4 protein-coding genes are annotated in these 20137 nt (G+C 76.6%); all 4 read right to left on the bottom strand.

Annotated elements, in window-relative coordinates; genetic code table 11:
- Positions 1-273: 273 nt before the first annotated feature.
- The 4 genes from POF43_RS31885 to POF43_RS31870 all read right to left on the bottom strand — a co-directional run bounded on the left by POF43_RS31885 (position 274) and on the right by POF43_RS31870 (position 20017).
- Positions 274-1215 (bottom strand): SDR family NAD(P)-dependent oxidoreductase, encoded by a 942-nt coding sequence (locus tag POF43_RS31885; protein WP_271325969.1) that lies wholly within the window; start codon positions 1213-1215, stop codon positions 274-276.
- Positions 1216-1575: 360 nt separating this feature from the next.
- Entirely contained in the window at positions 1576-4281 is a 2706-nt protein-coding gene (locus POF43_RS31880; protein ID WP_282704897.1) for a carbamoyl phosphate synthase preATP-grasp domain-containing protein, read from the bottom strand.
- A 52-nt stretch (positions 4282-4333) separates the two neighbouring features.
- Positions 4334-5158: a class I SAM-dependent methyltransferase gene (locus tag POF43_RS31875; RefSeq protein WP_271325447.1), complete on the bottom strand. Its 825-nt coding sequence runs from the start codon at positions 5156-5158 to the stop codon at positions 4334-4336.
- A gap of 468 nt (positions 5159-5626) precedes the next feature.
- Positions 5627-20017: a non-ribosomal peptide synthetase gene (locus tag POF43_RS31870; protein WP_282704896.1), complete on the bottom strand. Its 14391-nt coding sequence runs from the start codon at positions 20015-20017 to the stop codon at positions 5627-5629.
- Between the last annotated feature and the right edge of the window lie 120 nt (positions 20018-20137).

The following is a 20137-nucleotide window of genomic DNA, read 5'->3' as shown; positions in this document are numbered from 1 at the left end:
GACGGGGGTGGGGTGGGGCCGGGCGGGCGGAGAGGGGCCACGGCGTGCGGCGCGTCGCGGGTCGAACACCGGCCGCTGTCGGCGGGTTGGGGGCGGCCCGGAGGGGCGGCGGGACGGCGGGCGGAGCGGGGCACGGGCGTGGGGCGTCCCGGGAGGCGGACATCGGCAGGCGTCGGCGGGCCGGACGGCGATCGGGGCCGCGGAGGGGTGCCGCAGGCATCCGGCACGTCCCCGGGGCGAACGCCGGGCCGCCGACGGTGGGTCAGGCCACGGTCAGACCTCGGTCAGGTCTGCGGAGAGCCGCCACAGGCGGGCGGCGTCCTGGGGGTCGAGGGCGTACGCGGCGACTCCGCGGCGGACGCCGGGGCGGTGCGGGGCGGCCTCGGCGCAGTCCTCGAAGTACCGGCCGCCGACGCCCTCGACCAGCGGTGAGCCGGCGAGCAACACGGAGGTGGCGGCGCCCTGTTCGGCGTTCTTCCACGACACGGCGGCGCTGTCCGGCTCGAAGGCGGCCGGCGGGTCGGCGAGGCCGCCGAGGCGCCGGCCCAGGTTGGTGGAGGTGATGCGGCCGGGGTTCAGGGCGTTGACGCGGATGCCGTCGGCGCGCCAGCGGCGGTCGGCCTCGACGGCGAACAGCACGTTGGCGGTCTTGGACTGGCTGTAGGCCACCCAGGGGTCGTACGCTCGGCGTTCGAAGTGCGGGTCGTCGAAGTCGACGCCGCCGTTGACGTGGCCGACGGAGCTGAGCGAGACGACGCGGGCACCGCCGGCCGCCGCCAGCGCGCCGTGCAGGGCGTTGGCCAGCGCGAAGTGGCCCAGGTGGTTGGTGGCGAACTGCGTCTCCCAGCCCTCGGCGGTGCGCGTGAGGGGAGCGGCCATGACGCCGGCGTTGTTGACCAGGATGTGCAGCGGCCCGCGCCAACCGGCGGCGAACGCACCGACGGACGCCTGGTCGGCGAGGTCGAGGCGGCCGACCCGTACCGTGCCGCCGACGGTGGCGGCGATGTCGTCGGCAGTCCGTTTCCCGGCGGCCGGGTCCCGCACGGCGAGCGTCACCTCGGCCCCCGCACCGGCGAGCGCGCGGGCGGTCTCGACGCCGATGCCGGAGGCGCCGCCGGTGACGATCGCCCGCCGCCCGGCGAGGTCGACACCGGCCAGCACCTCGGCGGCGGTGGACCGGGCGCCGAACGGGGTGGTGAGGAGTTCGGTGGCCATGGGCGTTCCCTTCGGAGGTTCACGTTCCCGACGCGGGGCGAGACGGCATTCGGGGCACCGGGGTCGGCTGGAGAAGCGGCCCGGCGGTCGCGCACGGGCGGTACGGCAGCCGGACACCGCTGCGACCGGACACCGCTAACCGGAGCCGACTCCGCCAACACCTCCGAGCGTAAACGGAGCCGACTCCGCATGCAAGCGCGGAGGGCCTTCCGGGGGATACGGGCCGGTGCTCCCGGGGCCGGGAATCGGGAGCCGGGGGCGGTCGGAGTGACGGCCAGGGGTGCCGGACGAGCGGGAGCGATGGCGGGAGCGATGGCGGGTTGACGACCACCGCCACCCCCGCCCCCGGTCCCCGCCCGCCTACCTGGCCGCGCCCGGTCGCCACGTCCCGCCTGCCGGGCCGGGCGACGGTCCGTCCAGGCGTTGGCGCGATCCCCCGCGGCCGGCGTCGACGACCTCCGCGGGCCGCGGGGCGGGCGGTGCGGGGCGGGGCAGGGGGTGGGCCGTCGGAGGTGAGAGGTCGGCGTCGACGATGGCCTGGACGGTGGTGGCGAAGGCGTCCACGTCGGCGCAGTACGGCACGGCGCGGGCGGTGGCCGCGGCGCGCAGGGCGCCGGGGGCGGTGGACAGCAGCAGGTCGACCCGGCCGTCCCGGATCAGGCCCGGGTCGGGCAGGACGGGGGTGACGGGGACGCCGTTGCGGCGCAGGACGGCGGCCGTCGCGGCGGGGGCGAGGAGGGTGAAGCCGTGGGCGGCGAGAGCGCGGGCCGGCAGGACCAGGGCACGGTGGTCGTGGCCGGCCACCGACAGCAGGGCGCGGCCCCTGGTGGGCAGCGGGGTTCCGGCGGCGGTCCGTGCCTGCCCGTAGGCCGTGCCGAGGACCGCGCCGAACCCCATGGCCTCGCCCGTCCACACCGCGATCCGCCCGTACGGCGGCGGTGTGCCGGCGTCGCCGCGTTCGGGGAGCAGGCCCTCGGCGCGCAGTGCGGCCACGGTCGCCCCCAGGGCGATCCGGGCGGCCGCCCCGGCCAGCGGCACGGCGGCGGCCTTGGTCGCGAACGGCACCGTGCGGGACGCCCCCGGGTGCACCCCGACGGTCCGCAGCCGGCCGGCGCGCAGGGTGAAGGCGACCGCGAGCAGGCCGCGTACGCCGTGCGCCCGCGCGATCGCCGCGGTGGCGGCGCGCACCCTCTCGATGTCGCGGCGGCCCAGCGTCACCGGGGGCGACACGCAGGCGGCGCCCGGGCCTTCGACGCCTTCGGTGACCGCGCCGAGGTACAGCTGCACTCCGTCGTAGAGGGCGTCGACGCCGACGCGGGCCCCGCCGTCGGGCGCGGCGTCCCGGTGCGGCGTCGCCGGCGGCGTGCCCAGCACCGGCACACCGTGCCGGGCGAGCGCGCGGCCGAGGGCGACCGCCGCCGGGCCGCCGAACTGCGCGAGCACGCCGGCCACCGGGCCGGTGAGACGTTCGGCGTGCACGACCTCCAGGACGTCCTCGACGGTGAGGGGCGCGACGTAGTGGCGGTCGGCGGTACCGGCCGGGTGCGGCGCGCTGTCGACCAGCACGGCGCGGTGTCCCGCCGCCGTGACCGCCGACAGCGCCTGGCGGCAGGAGTGCGTGAACTCCCGTGTCCCCGGGGCGGGTTCGGCTCCGGCGCCCAGGACGATGACGGCCGGCCCCGCCCGCCGGGGCGCGATCCGCCCGATCGCGGCCGGCCCGGGGCCCGTTGGCGTGGTGGCGTACGAGGTCGTGGCTGACGACGCCGTACCCGGCGGCGCGAGGGCCGTGGAGCCGGCGCCGGGTGAGCCGTCGGCCGGTTCCACGCCGTACGACATGAAGCCGCAGGCCGCGCCCGGCCGGACCGGGCGGAACCGCGCGCGGACGCCGAGGCTGCGGCGGACCTCGCGCACCGACTCCTCGCGCAGGCCGCGCAGTTCGGCGATCCGGGCGTCGGAGAAGCCGAGGCGTTTCGCGGTACGCAGCAAGGTCGCGTCGAGCGGCCGGCCGGCGGCGAGTTCGGCGGCGACGCGCCGGGGCGGGGCCGCGGCAGACCGGTCGTCGGCGGGGAGCTGCCCGGCGGAGCGCACCGCCGCGCGCAGGGCGTCGGGGACGCCGTGCCCGAGGCCGGTCGCCTCGGCCGCGGGGGCCGGCGTGCCGTCGGCGGCAGGAGGGCGGCGGGACGCGATCCGTACCGCCACGGTGTGCGGGCGGGGCGGCCCGGTGTCGCGCGGGGCGTCCAGCGGCCGGCCGACCGCCAGCCGGGCCGCGATGCGGGCGAAGGGCAGGCCGGTGACCACGCAGGCGGTCGTGGACGACGCGGACACGCCGTGCGTCAGGCCGGTCACCTCGATCCGGCCGTCGGCGGGGTGGACGGCGAAGCGGACCGTGCAGGCCCCCGGTCCGCCGTCCGCCGCGCGGGCCACGGCGGCGGCCAGCTCGCGCAGTTCGCGGAAGGCCCGCGGGGTGAGGGTGGTCGCGGGGAAGACGGTGACGGTCCGGCCGGGGGCGTGGCCGGCCGGGTCGGGGTGCTCGGCGGTGGAGGCCACGGCGACCGTGCCGTGGCGGTCCTGCAGGAGTTCGAGGTCGTAGCGCCGCCAGCCGGCGAGTGAGCGGGGCGGCGGGCGGCGCGGCATCCCGGCGCGCTGCCGGGCCGCGGCGACGGTGCGGGCGAACCGCTCGGGGTCGCGGGCGCGGGCGACCGCCTCGGGCCGGGTGCCGATCAGCTCGACCCCGTGGCGTTCCAGCGTGCCGTCGTCGTGCAGGGCGATCGCGGTGCCGACGGCCGCCGGCCCGCCGAGCGCCGCCAGCAGGGCGTGCGGGCGTTCGCGGGCGACGACGCGTTCGACGCACCCGGGGGTGACCGGTTCCGGATAGGTGGCGTCGGCCGTCCGCGGGTCGGTCATGGCGGTCGCCGGGTCCGGGTGGGCCAGCACGACGCGGTACCCCTCGGCCCGCAGCGCGAGGCAGCCCTGCTGGACGGCGGTGTCGAACCCGGCGGCGGGCCCGGACGCCGCCGGGCCGGGACCGAGCACCAGGATGGAACGGATGTCAGGACGCCCGGGCACGACACCCTCCATGGGGTAGCGGCGTGGGGACACAGGGGTGGCGGTGCTGCCGTCAGCGCTTCTTCCAGATGGTGACGTGGGCTTCGAAGTAGTCGTATTCACGCGGGTTCTGGCGAAGGACGCCGGGCTGGTCCTGCTCGGCGACCAGATCGTAACCGTCGCGCATGAGCTGTTCCAGGGCCTGCGCGCTGGAGGTGCGGTCGTGCGCGGATCCCAGCCAGACTCCGGGATGGCTGAATTCCGGGTACCACGACCAGGGGCAGGCGATCATCAGCAGGCCGCCGCCGCGCAGGATGCCGGCCGGGCCGGAGAACTGCGCGAGGCAGGCCGCCGGGTCATCGACGCGGTCCAGGACGTTCGACAGCAGCACGGCGTCGTAGCCGCCGTCGGTGCCGCGCAGCGCGCCCGCGTCGCCGACCTCGAACTCGACGGCGGCCCGGCCGGCCGGTTCGGGCAGCGTGAGCACGATGTCGCGGGTGAACGGGCCGAGTTCGGCGACGCTGAAGCTGCCGCCGCGGCCGCGGGTGAGGGCCCGCGCGATCTCGATGGAGCGCGGGCTGATGTCGACGCCGACGACACGGTCGGCCACCCAGGTGCTGAGGGCGTGGGTGACGCCGCCGACGTTGCAGCCGACGTCGAGCATGTCGGCGACCCGGGTGCCGGTGGCGCGGGCGGCCTCCTCCAGCATGCGCGACAGCCGGCCGGGGTAGCCGTGGGCGGCGGCCAGCGGGTGGCTGGATCTGTCGAAGACGTCGGTGGGTTCGCCGTAGTGCATCAGCAGGTAGCGCGAGATCTCCCGGGACTTGTCGTACAGCCCTTCGGAGCGGTCCTCGCCGAACAGTTCGTCGCTCTTGAGCAGGACAGGCGGTATGGACATGTGGGATCTCCCCTGTTGGTTCGCCGGTGGGCGCGTGCGGTGAGGTGCGCGTGGGGCGCGGGTGCGGAGATGCGCGTGGGGGCGCGGGGGCGGAAGTCGGCCTGGTGGCGCGGAAGTCGGGGTGCGGTTCCGCCTTCGGCGCGGGCGGGGCCGGGGCGGGGGTGACGGACGGGGGCCGCGGGTTCTATGCGGTGCCGGACCGTCCGGGGTGGTGGTGTCCCGGGCGGTCCGGACGCCGGTGCGGGTGGCGGTGGACGCGCCGGCGGCCGGTGGAACGCCTCCCGGGTCGGCTCCGGCGGATGAGGGCGGGTCGGGCGCCCGTGTCCGGTGCGCGGGCGCCTCCCGGCCGGCCGCCGGCGGAGCGGGGCCGCGCGGCGTCGCGGCGGCCGGTTCCACCGGAACGTTTCGGCAGCGCGGCGCGGCGCCGGGCCGGGCGGCGCGGGCCCGCCGCGATCGGCCGGACACGGCCTAGCGCTGGTTCCGCGGGCGCAGGGCGGGGCGGGCCCGTTTGGTCGACAGGGTGGCGGCGAGTTCGGCGACGGTGGGGCCGGAGAAGAGGGTGGAGACCTGGGTCTCGACGCGCATCACCGCCCGGATGCGGTTGACCAGGCGGGTGGCCAGCAGGGAGTGGCCGCCCAGGTCGAAGAAGCTGTCGTCGATGCCGACCCGGGGGACGCCGAGGACCTCGGCGAACAGGGAACACAGCTGCTCCTCCTGCTCGTTGCGCGGCCCGCGGCCGCCCGGGGCCATGAGTTCGGGGGCGGGCAGCGCCTTGCGGTCGACCTTGCCGTTGATGGTCAGCGGCAACCGTTCCAGGACGACGACGGCGGACGGCACCGCGTACTCCGGCAGGCGTTCGGCCACGGTGACGCGCAGCACCGCGCTGTCGGGCGGCACGCCGTCCTGCGCGACCACGTAGCCGACGAGGCGCTGGTCGCCGGGGGTGTCCTCGCGGACCATGGCGGCGGCCTGGGCGATGCCGGGGGCGGCGGCCAACGCGGCCTCGACCTCGGCCAGTTCGATGCGGAAGCCGCGGACCTTGACCTGGTCGTCGGCACGCCCGAGGAAGACCAGGTCGCCGTCGGGCGTCCAGCGCACCAGGTCGCCGGTGCGGTACATCCGGCCGCCGGCCGCGCCGAACGGGTCCGCGACGAACGCGCCCGCGCTCAGGCCCGGTCGCCCCACGTAGCCGCGGGCCAGGCCGGTCCCGGCGAGGTACAACTCGCCGGGGACGCCGGGCGGCACCAGGCGCAGCGTGGCGTCGAGGACCAGCAGGCGGGTGTTGTCGAAGGGCCGGCCCAGCGGCACGGCGCCGGCCGGCTCGTCGCCCCGGGTCCAGGGATAGTGGGTGACGCACAAGGTGGCCTCGGTCGGGCCGTAGGTGGTGCGCACGATCACGTCCGGGCAGGCGGCGAGCACCCGGGAGACCGCCTGCGGTGCGATGACGTCGCCGCCGGTGGTGACCTCGGTCAGGCCGCGCAGCGCGTCGGGGGCGTCCTCGGCCAGCACGCGGAACAGGCCGGCGGTGAGGCTGAGATGGGTGGCCCCGGCGGATGTCAGGCCGCGGACGGCGGCGGCGTCCAGGGTGCCCGGCGGCAGGACGGCGACGCGGGCGCCGTGCAGCAGCGGGACCCAGATCTCGTACGTGGAGCCGTCGAAGGCGTGCGGCGCCTGGAAGACCACGGCGTCGCCCGGCCCGACGTGCCAGGCGCGTTCGCGGGCGAGGTCGACGACGTCCTGGTGGCTGATGGCGATGCCCTTGGGCTCACCGGTGGAACCGGAGGTGAACATCACGTACGCCAACTGCTCCGGACGCACCACCGGCCACACCACCGGCCCGGCGGGCGCCTGAACCGGCAGGTCGGCACGCACCACCACCCGCCCCGACTCCCCCACCCCACGCACCACCTCATGCCCGGCCCACACCCCGTCCACCAACACCACCGGAGCATCCGCGTACGCCAGCACCGACCGCATCCGCCCCGCCGGATACCCCGCGTGCACCGGCAGATACGCACCACCCGCCCGCACCACCGCCAACAACGCCACCACCACATCCACCGAACGATCCATCAACACCGGAACCAACTGCTCACCCCGAACCCCCAACCGCACCAACTCCGCCGCCAACGCATCAACCCGGGCACCCAACTCCCCGTACGTCAGCGTCTGTTGCCCGCAGGTGACGGCGACGGCCCCGGGGGTGCGGGTGATGCTGCCGGCCAGCCGCTCCACCAGGGTCGTGCCGGGCGCCGGGCGGGCCTCGCCGGTGCCGCGGGCCAGGACCCGTGCCGCCTCGCCGGGGCCCAGCAGGTCGACGTCGCCGACGCGGACGCCGGGGTCGGCGACCACGGTCTGCACGACCCGCGCGAGGCGTTCGGCCATCGACAGCGCGGTGCGGTCGTCGAACAGGTCGCGGGCGAAGCCGACCGAGAGGTCGAGCCCGCCGTCCGGGGCCTCGCTGAAGGCGAACTCCAGGTCGAACTTGGCGTGGTCGAGGGTGCCGCCGCCCGGACGGCACTCGACGCCCTCCAGCGACAGGCGGGTGTCGTTGGGGCGGTCGGTCTCCCAGGCGACGGCGACCTGGAACAGCGGGTGCCGCGCCAGCGACCGGGCCGGCTGCAACTCCTCCACCAACCGGTCGAAGGACAGCCCCTGGTGCTCGAACGCGGCCAGGTCCACCGCCCGTACGCGGGTGAGCAGTTCGGCGAACGTCGGGTCGCCGCTCAGGTCGGTGCGCAGCACCACGGTGTTGACGAAGAAGCCGATCAGGTCGGTCAGCGCGTCGTCGTCGCGGCCGGCGACGACCGTGCCCAGCGGCAGGTCGGTGCCGGCGCCGAGCCGGGTCAGCAGCACGGCGACCGCCGCCTGGGCGACCATGAACAGCGTGACGCCGTGGCCGCGGGCCAGCTCGCGGACCGCGCGTGGCAGGTCGCCGCCGAGGTGGAGTTCGGCGCTGGCGCCCCGGTGCGAGGCGCGCGGCGGGCGCGGCCGGTCGGCGGGCAGGGCGAGCTCCGCCGGCAGATCCGTCAACGTCTCGCGCCAGTAGTCCAGTTGCTCGCTCTGAAGCTCGGTCTGGTCCAGCTGCCACAGCGCGTAGTCGGCGTACTGGATCGGCAGCGGCTCCCACTGCGGCGCCCGTCCGGCCAGCCGGGCCGCGTACGCCTGCGACAGGTCGTCGATCAGCGGGCGCAGCGACATGCCGTCGGTGGCGATGTGGTGGACGGTGAGGACGAGGCTGCCCTCGTCCGGTGCCGTACGTACCAGTTCGACGTGGACCGGCAGGTCCTCGGTCAGGTCGAAGACGTGGTGGCAGGCGGCGCGCACCGCGGCGTCGGCGTCCTGCGGGGCGCACGCGGTGACCACGACGGGCACGGTGACGGCGCCGGCGGGCAGCACGCGCTGCACCGGTTCGCCGCCGGCGTCGCTGTACGTCGTGCGCAGCACCTCGTGGCGGCCCAGCACGTCGCCGACGGCCGCCGACAGCACCTCGGTGTCCAGCGGTCCGCGCACCCGGTTGACCAGGGGGACGTTGTACGTGGCGCTGGGGCCCTCCAGGCGGTACATGAACCACAGCCGCCGCTGTGCCGACGACAGCGGCAGTTCCTCGGCGTCGTTGGACCGCGCGGACATGGCGACCACCTCCGTTGTGACGTGTTCGGGGTCCGCCGCGCGTGCGGTGGACGCCGCCAGACCGGCGACCGTGGGGGTCTCGAACAGCGAGTGCAGGGCGAAGTCGACGCCGAACCGGGCGCGCACGCGGGCGACCAGGCGGATGCCCAGCAGCGAGTGGCCGCCCAGGTCGAAGAAGCTGTCGTCGATGCCGACCTCCGGGACGCCGAGGACCTCGGCGAACAGCTCGCACAGCGCCGCCTCGTGCGGGTCGCGCGGCCCGCGGCGGCCGGCGTGCGCGGCGTGGTCGGGGGCGGGCAGCGCCGCGCGGTCCAGCTTGCCGTTGACGGTCAGCGGGAAGGCGTCGAGCGGGACGACGGCCGAGGGGACCAGGTGGTCCGGCAGCCGCTCGGCGAGCCGGCCGCGCACGGCGCGCGGGTCGAAGGCGGCCGGGTCGAGGGGGACGACGTAGCCGACGAGGCGGGGGTCGCCCGGGGTGTCCTCGCGGACCAGCACCGCGGCCCGGCCGACGCCCGGCACCTGCCGCAACGCGGCCTCGATCTCGCCGGGTTCGATGCGGAAGCCGCGGATCTTGACCTGGTCGTCGGAACGACCGGCGAAGACCAGATCACCGCCGGCCGTCCACCGCACCACGTCCCCCGTGCGGTACATCCGCTCTCCCGCACCTCCGAACGGGTCCGCCACGAAACGCGACGCCGTCAACCCGGTACGGCCGAGGTAGCCGCGCGCCAGACCGGGGCCGGCGACGTACAGCTCACCGGGGACGCCCGGCGGCACCGGTCTCAGGGCCTCGTCGAGGACGTGGACGCGGGTCGCCGCGATCGGGCGGCCGATGGTGACGGGTTCGCCGGGCCGCAGGAAGGTGCCGGTGGCGCAGACGGTGGTCTCGGTGGGGCCGTAGAGGTTGGCGAGGCGGTGGTCGGCGGCCCAGGCGTCGGCGACCGGCGCGGGGCACGCCTCGCCGGCCGTGATGATCACGGTGCCGGGTGCCAGGACGCCGGCGGGCAGGGCCGCGAGCAGGGACGGCGGGACGGTCAGGTGGGTGACGCCGGCGGTCTCGGCGCCGGTGGGCAGCGCCTCGGGGCGGCCCAGCCGCAGCACGGCGCCGGCCAGCAGGGCCATGAGCACCTCGGCGACGCAGGAGTCGAAGCCCATGGAGGCCAGTTGCAGCACCCGGTGGCCGGGGGCGACGCCGAGGGTGTCGATGTGGGAGGCGATCAGGCGGGTCAGGCCGGTGTGGGCGACGGCGACGCCCTTGGGCACGCCGGTGGAGCCGGAGGTGTAGATGACGTAGCAGGTGTTGGCGGTCCGCAGCGGCGCCAGCCGGTCGGCGTCGGTCAGCGGCGCGTCGGAGTAACGGGCCAGGTCCACCCCGGAGATGACGGTCGCTTCGACGTCCAGGCCCGCCACCCGGGCCGGGTCGTCGACCAGCATCAGCGCCGGCGCGGTGTCGGCGAGCATGAAGGCCCGCCGGGCGACCGGGTGCGCCGGGTCGACGGGCAGGTAGACGCCGCCGGCGGTGGTGACGGCGAGCAGGGCGGTGATCCAGTCGGTGCCGCGTTCGGCCGAGACCGCCACGGGCACCTCGGGTCCGACGCCGCGGGCGACGAGGTGGCGGGCCAGCCGGTTGGCGCGGGCGGCCAGGTCGCGGTAGGTCAGCGCCCGGTCGCCGTGTTCGACGGCGGTGGCGTGCGGGGTGCGGGCGGCCTGGTCGGCGAACAGGGCGGCCAGGGTGCGCGGTTCGGCGGCCGGGCCGGCGTCCCAGGTGCCGGGCAGCGCCGCGCGTTCGGCGGCGGACAGCAGGTCGTGGTCGCCGATCCGGGCACCGGGGTCGGCGACGGCCCCGGCCAGCAGGCGCACCAGGCGTTCACCGATGCCGCGGGCGGTGTCGTGGTCGAACAGGTCGTCCGCGTAGCCGACGACGACCTTCAGGCCGGGGGCGTGCGCGGTGCCGTCCTGCACGAAGTCGATGTTGAGGTCGAGCTTGGCGGCGCCGGTGTCCATCGCGCCGGGCTCGCAGCGCGCGCCGGGGAAGCGCGGCATCGGCAGCGCCCCGGTCAGCCAGGCGACGGCGACCTGGTGCAGCGGGTGGCGGGCGAGGGAGCGGCTGGGGTGCAGTTCCTCCACCAGCCGGTCGAAGGACAGCTCCTGGTGCTCGAACGCGGCCAGGTCGGCGGCCCGCACCCGGGCCAGCAGGTCGGTGAAGGCGGGGTCGCCGGAGGTGTCGGTGCGCAGCACGACGGTGTTGACGAAGAAGCCGATCAGGTCGGTGAGCGCGTCGTCGTGGCGGCCGGCGATGCCGGTGCCGAGCGGGATGTCGGTGCCGGCGCCCAGCCGGGTCAGCAGGGCGGCGACGGCGGCCTGGGCGACCATGAACACGGTGACGCGCTGGTCGCGGGCGAGGTCGCGCAGGCCGGCCAGGACGGCGTCGCCGACCGGGATCTCGACCTGGCCGCCGGTGTGGGAGGCGCGGGCCGGCCGGGGGCGGTCGGCGGGCAGCGCGAGTTCCTGCGGGGCGCCGGCCAGTGCTTCGCGCCAGTAGGCGAGGTGTGCGGCGTCCTGTTCGGCGCGGCCCTGCTGCCACACCGCGTAGTCGGCGTACTGCACCGGCAGCGGCCGCCAGGCGGGGGCGCGGCCGGCCAGCCGGGCGGCGTAGGCGGCGGACAGGTCGCGGGTGAGCGGGTCCATGGACCAGCCGTCCATGGCGATGTGGTGCACGACCAGCACCAGGACGCGTTCGTCCCCGGTGCCGTCCTCGATGACCGCGGCGCGCAGCGGCAGGTCCTCGGTGAGGTCGAACCGGTGGCGGCAGGCGTCGTGGACGGCCGCGTCGGCCCCGCCGGGGGCGCACCGGGTGACGTGCAGCGGGACGGGGGCGTCCGCGGCGGGCAGGACGCGCTGGTGGGGTTCGCCGTCGTGCTCGGCGAAGACGGTGCGCAGTACTTCGTGGCGGGCGACGAGGTCGCCGAGGGCGGCGGTCAGCGCGGTGTGGTCGAGGGCGCCGGTGATCCGCACGACGACCGGCACGTTGTAGGTGGCGCTGGGGCCCTCCAGGCGGTGCAGGAACCACAGGCGGCGCTGGGCGGGGGACAACGGCAGCCGGTCGGGGCGGGGGCCGGCGGCGGCGACGCCGTCGGGGGCGGCGGCGCGGCCGGCGGCGACCGCCACGCGTGGTGCGAGCCCGGCGACGGTGGGCGATTCGAAGACGGCGCGTACCGAGACCTCGGCGCCGAGGACGGCGCGGATGCGGGTGACCAGGCGGACGGCGAGCAGCGAGTGGCCGCCGAGGTCGAAGAAGCCGCTGTCGGTGCCGACCCGTCGCACGCCGAGGACTTCGGCGAACAGCGCGCACAGGCTCTCCTCCAGCGGGGTGCGCGCGGCGGTGCCGGCGGCGGCGTCGGTCCAGTCGGGGGCGGGCAGCGCCTTGCGGTCGAGCTTGCCGTTGATGGTCAGCGGCAGCCGTTCCAGCACGACGTAGCCGGAGGGCAGGGCGTATTCGGGCAGCCGGGCGGTGGCGGTGGCGCGCAGTTGCTCGGTGTCGAGGATGGCGCCGGCGCGCGGCACGATGTAGCCGACGAGGCGTTTGTCGCCCGGGATGTCCTCGCGTACCACGGCGGCGGCCTGTCCGACACCGGGGGCGGCGGCCAGCGCGGCCTCCACCTCGCCGAGTTCGATGCGGAAGCCGCGGACCTTGACCTGGTCGTCGGCACGTCCGAGAAAGACCAGGTCGCCGTCGGGCGTCCAGCGCACCAGGTCGCCGGTGCGGTACATCCGGCCGCCGGCCGCGCCGAACGGGTCCGCGACGAACGCGCCGGCGGTGACGCCGGGCCGGCCGACGTAGCCGCGGGCCAGGCCGGTCCCGGCGAGGTACAGCTCGCCGGGGACGCCGGGCGGCACCGGGCGCAGGGCGGTGTCGAGGACGAGCAGGCGGGTGTTGTCGAAGGGCCGGCCCAGCGGCACGACGGCGCTGGGTACGTCGCCCTCGGTCCAGGGGTAGTGGGTGACGCACAAGGTGGCCTCGGTGGGGCCGTAGGTGGTGCGTACGGTGATGCCGGGGCAGGCGGCGACGACGCGGGCGACGGCGCGCGGGGCGATGACGTCGCCGCCGGTGGTGACCTCGGTCAGGCCGCGCAGCGCGTCGGGGGCGTCCTCGGCCAGCACGCGGAACAGGCCGGCGGTGACGCTCAGATGGGTGACGCCCTGGCCGGCGACGAGGTCGCGCACCGCGGCCGGGTCGAGGTCGCCGGCGGGTCCGACGACGACACGGCCGCCGGCCAGCAGCGGCGCCCAGATCTCGTACGTCGTCGCGTCGAAGGCGTGCGGGGCCTGGAACAGCACGCGGTCGTCCGGCCCGACGTGCCAGGCGCGTTCGCGGGCGAGGTCGACGACGTCCTGGTGGCTGATGGCGATGCCCTTGGGCTCACCGGTGGAACCGGAGGTGAACATCACGTACGCCAACTGCTCCGGACGGATCACCGGCCACACCACCGGCCCGGCGGGCGCCTGAACCGGCAGGTCGGCACGCACCACCACCCGCCCCGACTCCCCCACCCCACGCACCACCTCATGCGCAGCCCACACCCCGTCCACCAACACCACCGGAGCATCCGCGTACGCCAGCACCGACCGCATCCGCCCCGCCGGATACCCCGCGTGCACCGGCAGATACGCACCACCCGCCCGCACCACCGCCAACAACGCCACCACCACATCCACCGAACGATCCATCAACACCGGAACCAACTGCTCACCCCCCACCCCCAACCGCACCAACTCCGCCGCCAGCACATCGACCCGGGCCATCAACTCCCCGTACGTCAGCGTCCGTTGCCCGCCGGACAGGGCCACCGCGCCGGGGCGGCCGGCGGCGGCGCGGCGCACGGCGGTGACCAGGTCGGCGGGTTCGGCGGGGACCACGTCGCCGTGGCCGCGGGCGAGTTGGACGCCGGCCTCACCGGGGGCGAGGACGTCGACGCCGCCCACCCGGGTGCCGGGGTCGGCGGTGACCGCGCGCAGCACCCGCAGCAGGCGGTCGCCCAGCGCGTGGGCGGTGCGCTCGTCGAACAGGTCACGGGCGTATCCGACGGTGATGCCCAGGCTGCCGTCCGGGGCCTCGGTGAAGGTGAACTCCAGGTCGAACTTGGCCACGTCGAGCACGGTGCCGCCCGGCGCGCAGGCGGCGCCGGCGAGGTCGGCGAACGAGCCGGCGCCGGAGGCGGTCCCGGACTCCCAGGCGACAGCGACCTGGAACAGCGGGTGCCGGGCCAGCGACCGGGCCGGCTGCAACTCCTCCACCAACCGGTCGAAGGACAGCCCCTGGTGCTCGAACGCGGCCACGTCCGCGGTCCGGACCCGGGCCAGCAGGTCGCTGAACGCCGGGTCGCCGCTCAGGTCGGTGCGCAGCACCACGGTGTTGACGAAGAAGCCGGTCAGGTCGGTGAGCGCCTCGTCGTCGCGGCCGGCGACCACGGTGCCCAGCGGTACGTCGGTCCCGGCGCCGAGCCGCGACAGCAACACCGCGACCGCGGCGTGCGCGACCATGAACACCGTCGCGCCGGTGCCGCGCGCCAATTCCTTGATGGCCTGCGGGAGTTCACCGTCGACGGTGAGGTGGGCGCGACCGCCGCGGTGGCCGGCGCGGGCCGGGCGGGGGCGGTCGGCGGGCAGCGTCAGCTCCTGCGGCAGGCCGGCCAGCGTCTCGCGCCAGAAGGCCAGCTGCCGGCCGGTCTCGCTGCCGGGGTCGGCGGCGGCGTCGAGCAGGCCGCGCTGCCACAGGGCGTAGTCGGCGTACTGCACCGGCAGCGGACGCCACACCGGTGCCGTCCCGGTGCGGCGGGCGGCGTAGGCGGCGGCCAGGTCCCGCATCAGCGGGCCCATCGACAGCCCGTCGGTGGCGATGTGGTGCCAGACCAGGACGAGGTCGCCGACCCCGTCGCCGTGCTCGACCAGTTCGGCGTGGAGCGGCAGGTCGGCGGCGAGGTCGAAGACGTGGTGGCAGGCGGCGTGCACGGCGGCGGGCGCCTCCTGCGGCGTGCGGCGGGTGCGGATCACCGGTACCCGGGCCGCGGCGGCGGGCAGCACCCGCTGTTCGGGTTCGCCCTCGACCTCGGCGTACACCGTGCGCAGCACCTCGTGCCGCTCCAGCAGGTCGGCCAGCGCCGCGCTCAGCGCCTCGGTGTCGACCTCGCCGCACACCCGGGTGACGACCGGCACGTTGTAGGTGGCGGTGGGGCCCTCCAGGCGGTGCAGGAACCACAGGCGGCGCTGGGCCGGGGACAGCGGGAGCACCGCGGGGCGCGGGACGGCGGCGGTCACCCCGCGACGCGCCCGGCCGGCCCGGCGCACCAGGTTCGCCAGGCCCGCGACGGTCGGCGCCTCGAACAGCGCGCGGACCGACAGGTCGGCGCCGAGGTCGGCGCGCACCCGGTTGATCAGGCGGGCGGCGAGCAGCGAGTGGCCGCCGAGGTCGAAGAAGCCGTCGTCGACACCGACCGCCGGGACGCCGAGCAGTTCGGCGAACAGCGCGCACAGCGCCGCCTCGCGGGCGTCGCGCGGCGCGCGGCCGGCCGGGCCGGTGCCGGGGGCGGGCGCGGGCAGCGCCGTGCGGTCCAGCTTGCCGTTGACCGTCATCGGCAGCCGGTCCACCACGACGAAGGCGGTGGGGACCATGTACTCCGGCAGCCGTTCGGCGAGCGCCTCGCGCAGCGCGTCGGGCTCGACGGCGGTGCCGGGGCGCGGCACGAGGTAGCCGACCAGCCGCTTGTCGCCGGGCCGGTCCTCGCGCACGACGACGGCCACCTGGGACAGCTCGTCGCGGGCGGCCAACGCGGCCTCGATCTCGCCGAGTTCGATGCGGAAGCCGCGGATCTTGACCTGGTCGTCGGAACGACCGGCGAAGACCAGATCACCGCCGGCCGTCCACCGCACCACGTCCCCCGTGCGGTACATCCGCTCCCCCGCACCCCCGAACGGGTCCGCCACGAAACGCGACGCCGTCAACCCGGTACGGCCCACGTAACCGCGCGCCAGACCGGGGCCGGCCACGTACAACTCCCCCGGCACGCCGGCCGGCACCGGTCTCAGGGCCTCGTCGAGGACGTAGACGCGGGTCGCGGCGACCGGGCCGCCGATGGTGACGGGCTCGCCGGCCCGCAGGAAGGTGCCGGTGGCGCAGACGGTGGTCTCCGTCGGGCCGTAGGAGTTGACCAGGGTGTGGAAGGTCGACCAGGCCTCCACCAGCGCGTCGGGGCACGCCTCGCTGGCGGTGATGATCACCGCGCCGGGCGGCAGGGCGTGCGCGGGCAGCGCGGCCAGCAGCGACGGGGTGACGGTGACGTGGGTGATCTCGGCGGCCTGCTCGCCGCGCGGTGCGGCGGTCAGCAGCCGTTCGGGGTCGCCGACGACCAGGGTGCCGCCGGTCAGCAGGGCCATGGCCATCTCCCACACCGACCCGTCGAAGCCGATGGACGCCAGTTGCAGCACCCGGGCGCCGGGGCCCTTGACGTAGTCGCCGTGCCGGCGCGCCATGCGGTGCACGCCGGTGTGCGGCACGCAGACGCCCTTGGGCACGCCGGTGGAGCCGGAGGTGTAGATGACGTAGCAGGTGTTGGCGGTCCGCAGCGGCGCCAGCCGGTCGGCGTCGGTCAGCGGGGAGTCGGGGTAACGGGCCAGGTCCAGCCCGGAGATGACGGTGGGTTCGACGTCCAGGCCGGCCACGCGATCCGGGTCGTCGACCAGCACCAGGGCGGGGGCGGTGTCGGCGAGCATGAAGGCACGCCGGGCGACCGGGTGCGCGGGGTCGACGGGCAGGTAGGCGCCGCCGGCCTTCATGACGGCGAGCTGGGCGACGACGAGGTCGATGCCGCGGGCCATCGAGACCGCGACGCAGACGTCCGGGCCGACGCCGCGGGTGACGAGGTGGCGGGCCAGCCGGTTGGCACGGGCGTCGAGTTCGCCGTAGGTCAGCGTCCGGTCGCCGTGCTCGACAGCGGGGCTGTCGGGGCCGGCGGCGACCCGGCGTTCGAACAGGTCGGGCCAGGTGGCCGGTGCCACGTCGGCGGCCGGGTTCCACTCCGTGAGGACCCGGTGGCGTTCCGGTGCCGACATCAGCTCCAGGTCGCCGATCCGCACGCCGGGGTCGGCGGCGACGGCGGTCAGCACGCGGGCGAGGCGTTCGGCGAGGGCGCGGGCGGTCGCCGGGTCGAACAGGTCGGCGGCGTAGGTGACGGCGACGTCGGCGGCCCCGCCGCGTTCGCGCAGCACCAGGAACAGGTCGAACTGGGCGGATTCCACCGGCGCGTCGAGCAGCCGGGTGCGCAGGCCCGCGGCCTCCAGCGGGGCGAACTCCTCCTCAACTGCGAACGCCACCTGGTACAGCGGGTTGCGGTTGAGCGAGCGGACCGGTTGCAGGTCCTCCACCAGCAGGTCGAACGGGAGCGCCTGGTGTTCGACGGCGGCCAGCACGCCGTCGCGGACCCGGGCGAGCAGGTCGGCGAAGCTGGGGTCGCCGGCGGTGTCGGTGCGCAGGACCACGGTGTTGACGAAGAAGCCGACCAGGTCGGTGAGCGCCTCGTCGTCGCGGCCGGAGACCACGGTGCCCAGCGGGAGGTCGGTGCCGGCGCCCAGCCGGGTCAGCAGGGCGGCCACGGCGGCCTGCATCGCCATGAAGACGGTCGCGTCGCCCCGGGCCGCCGTGGCGCGCAGCCGCCGGTAGGCGGCGGCGTCCAGCGGCACGGTGACCTGGCCGCCGCGGTGCGTGGAACGGGCCGGGCGCGGGCGGTCGGTGGGCAGCGCCAGCTCCTCCGGCAGCCCGGCCAGCGTCTCGCGCCAGTACGCCAGGTGCCGTTCGCTCCCGCCGCCGGGTCCGCCGGCCGACGCCAGGGCGGCGTGCTGCCACAGGGCGTAGTCGGCGTACTGCACCGGCAGCGGCCGCCAGTCGGGGGCGCGGCCGGCGGCGCGGGCCGCGTAGGCGGCGGACAGGTCGCGGCGCAGCGGGCCCATCGACCAGCCGTCGGTGGCGATGTGGTGGGTGACCAGCACCAGCACGTGGCTTTCGGGGCCGTCCTGGACGAGTTCGGCGTGGACGGGGAGGCCGGCGGCCAGGTCGAAGGCGTGCCGGCAGGCGGCGGCCACCACGGCGCCGGTCCGTTCGGGGGCGCAGCGCCGCAGGACGGGGGTGAGACGGGCGGCGTCCGGGGGCAGGACGCGTTGGAGGGGTTCGCCGTCCTGCTCGGTGAAGACGGTGCGCAGCGGCTCGTGGCGGGCCAGCAGGTCGGTCAGGGCGGCGGTGAGCGCGGCACGGTCCAGGGGGCCGTCGATCCGGGTGACGACCGGCACGTTGTAGGCGGCCTGGGGGCCGTGCATCTGGTGCAGGAACCACAGGCGGCGCTGGGCGGCGGACAGCGGCAGCCGGTCGGGGCGCGGCACGACGGGCCGTACGCGGGCGGGCGCGGGGTCCGCGCCCCCGTCGGCGGCGGGGCCGGCGGCGGGGTCGGCGGCGGGGTCGGCGGCGGCCGCGACGGCGGCGGCGAGCCGGGCGACGGTGGGGGCGTCGAACGGGGTGCGCGCGCCGATGGGGACGCCGAGTTCGTCGCGGACCCGGTTGACCAGCCGGGCGGCGAGCAGCGAGTGGCCGCCGAGGGCGAAGAAGTTCTCCTCGACGCCGACGTCCGGCACGCCCAGCAGGTCGCGGAACATCGCGCACAGCGCCCGTTCGCGCGCGTCGCGCGGTCCGCGGCCGGCCGGCGGCGCGGTGTGCGCCGGCGCGGGCAGGGCGCGGCGGTCGAGCTTGCCGTTGACGGTGAGCGGGAAGGCGGCCAGGGCGACGACGGCCGACGGGACCAGGTAGGGCGGCAGGCGGTCGGCCAGCCGCGCGCGGACGGCGTCGGCGTCGAAGGCGGCCGGGCCGTCGCCGCCACCGGTGCCCGCGGGGACGGCGTAGCCGACCAGGCGCCGGTCGCCGGGGCGGTCCTCGCGCACGACGGCGGCGGCGCGGGCGACGGCCGGGTCGGCGGCCAGCGCGGCCTCCACCTCGCCGAGTTCGATGCGGAAGCCGCGGATCTTGACCTGGTCGTCGGCGCGGCCGGTGACCAGCAGTTCGCCCTCCTCGTTCCACCGCACCAGGTCGCCGCTGCGGTACATCCGCTCGCCGGGCGCGCCGTAGGGGTCGGCGGTGAAGCGGCCGGCGGTGAGCGCGGGCCGGCCGGCGTAGCCGCGGGCCAGGCCGGGGCCGGCGATGTACAGCTCGCCGGTGGCGCCGTGCGGTACCGGGCGCAGGTCGGCGCCGAGGACCATCAGCCGGGTGCCGGGCAGGGTGCTGCCGACGGTGACCGGCCGGCCGGCGGCCAGGTCGGCGCCGGTGACGTAGACGGTGGTCTCGGTGGGGCCGTAGAAGTTCACCAGCCGGTGTCCGGCGCCCGTCCAGGTCTCCACCAGCGCCGGGGGGCACGGTTCGCCGGCGGTGACGACGACGGTGGCGGGCGGCAGGACGCCGGCCGGGACGGCGGCGAGGAAGGACGGGGTGGCCATCACGTGGGTGACGCCGGCGGTCAGGGGCGTGCCGGCGGCGGCGGTCAGCAGGTCCTCGGGGTCGCGCGGCAGGAGGGTGGCGCCGGACAGCAGCGCCATCATCAGCTCGCCGACGGACATGTCGAAGCCGATCGAGGACAGCTGGAGCACGCCGCCGCCCGGGCCGACGCCGAGCCGGCGAGTATGGGCGGCGGCGACCCGGGCGAGGCCGGCGTGGGTGACGGCGGCGCCCTTGGGCACGCCGGTGGAGCCGGAGGTGTAGATGACGTAGCAGGTGTTGGCGGTCCGCAGCGGCGCGGCCCGGTCGGCGTCGGTCAGCGGGGTGCCGGGGTGCGCCCACAGATCGAGGCCGGGGACGGTGACGGTGGGCACCGGGACGCCGGACAGGCGTTCGGGGTCGTCGACCAGGGCGAGCGCGGGAGGCGTGTCGGTGACCATGAACGCCTTGCGGGCCGTCGGGTGGGCCGGGTCGAGCGGCAGGTAGACGCCGCCGGCCTTCAGCACGGCGAGGAAGGCGACCGCGAGGTCGGCGCCGCGGGCCATGCAGACCGCGACCGGCACCTCGGGCCCGACGCCGCGGCCGACCAGGTGGCGGGCCAGGGCGCTGGAGCGCGCGTCGAGCTGACGGTAGGTCAGCTCGACGCCGTCACGGCGTACCGCGACCGCGCCGGGGTGGCGGGCGGCGACCGCGGAAAACAATTCCGGAAAAGTGCGGGATTCGATCTTCTCGCCGATGCCCCACCGCCCGATAATCTCGGCACCGGTTACGGAGCACCCGTCAACGGAGAAGCTTCCGGACATCGATATCTACCTGCCAGT

This window comes from Streptantibioticus silvisoli (genome assembly GCF_027947535.2).
GTDB classification, from domain to species: Bacteria; Actinomycetota; Actinomycetes; order Streptomycetales; family Streptomycetaceae; genus Streptantibioticus_C; species Streptantibioticus_C silvisoli.
The sequence above is the reverse complement of the archived record's forward strand: the minus strand, read 5'-3'. Positions and strand labels throughout refer to the sequence as shown.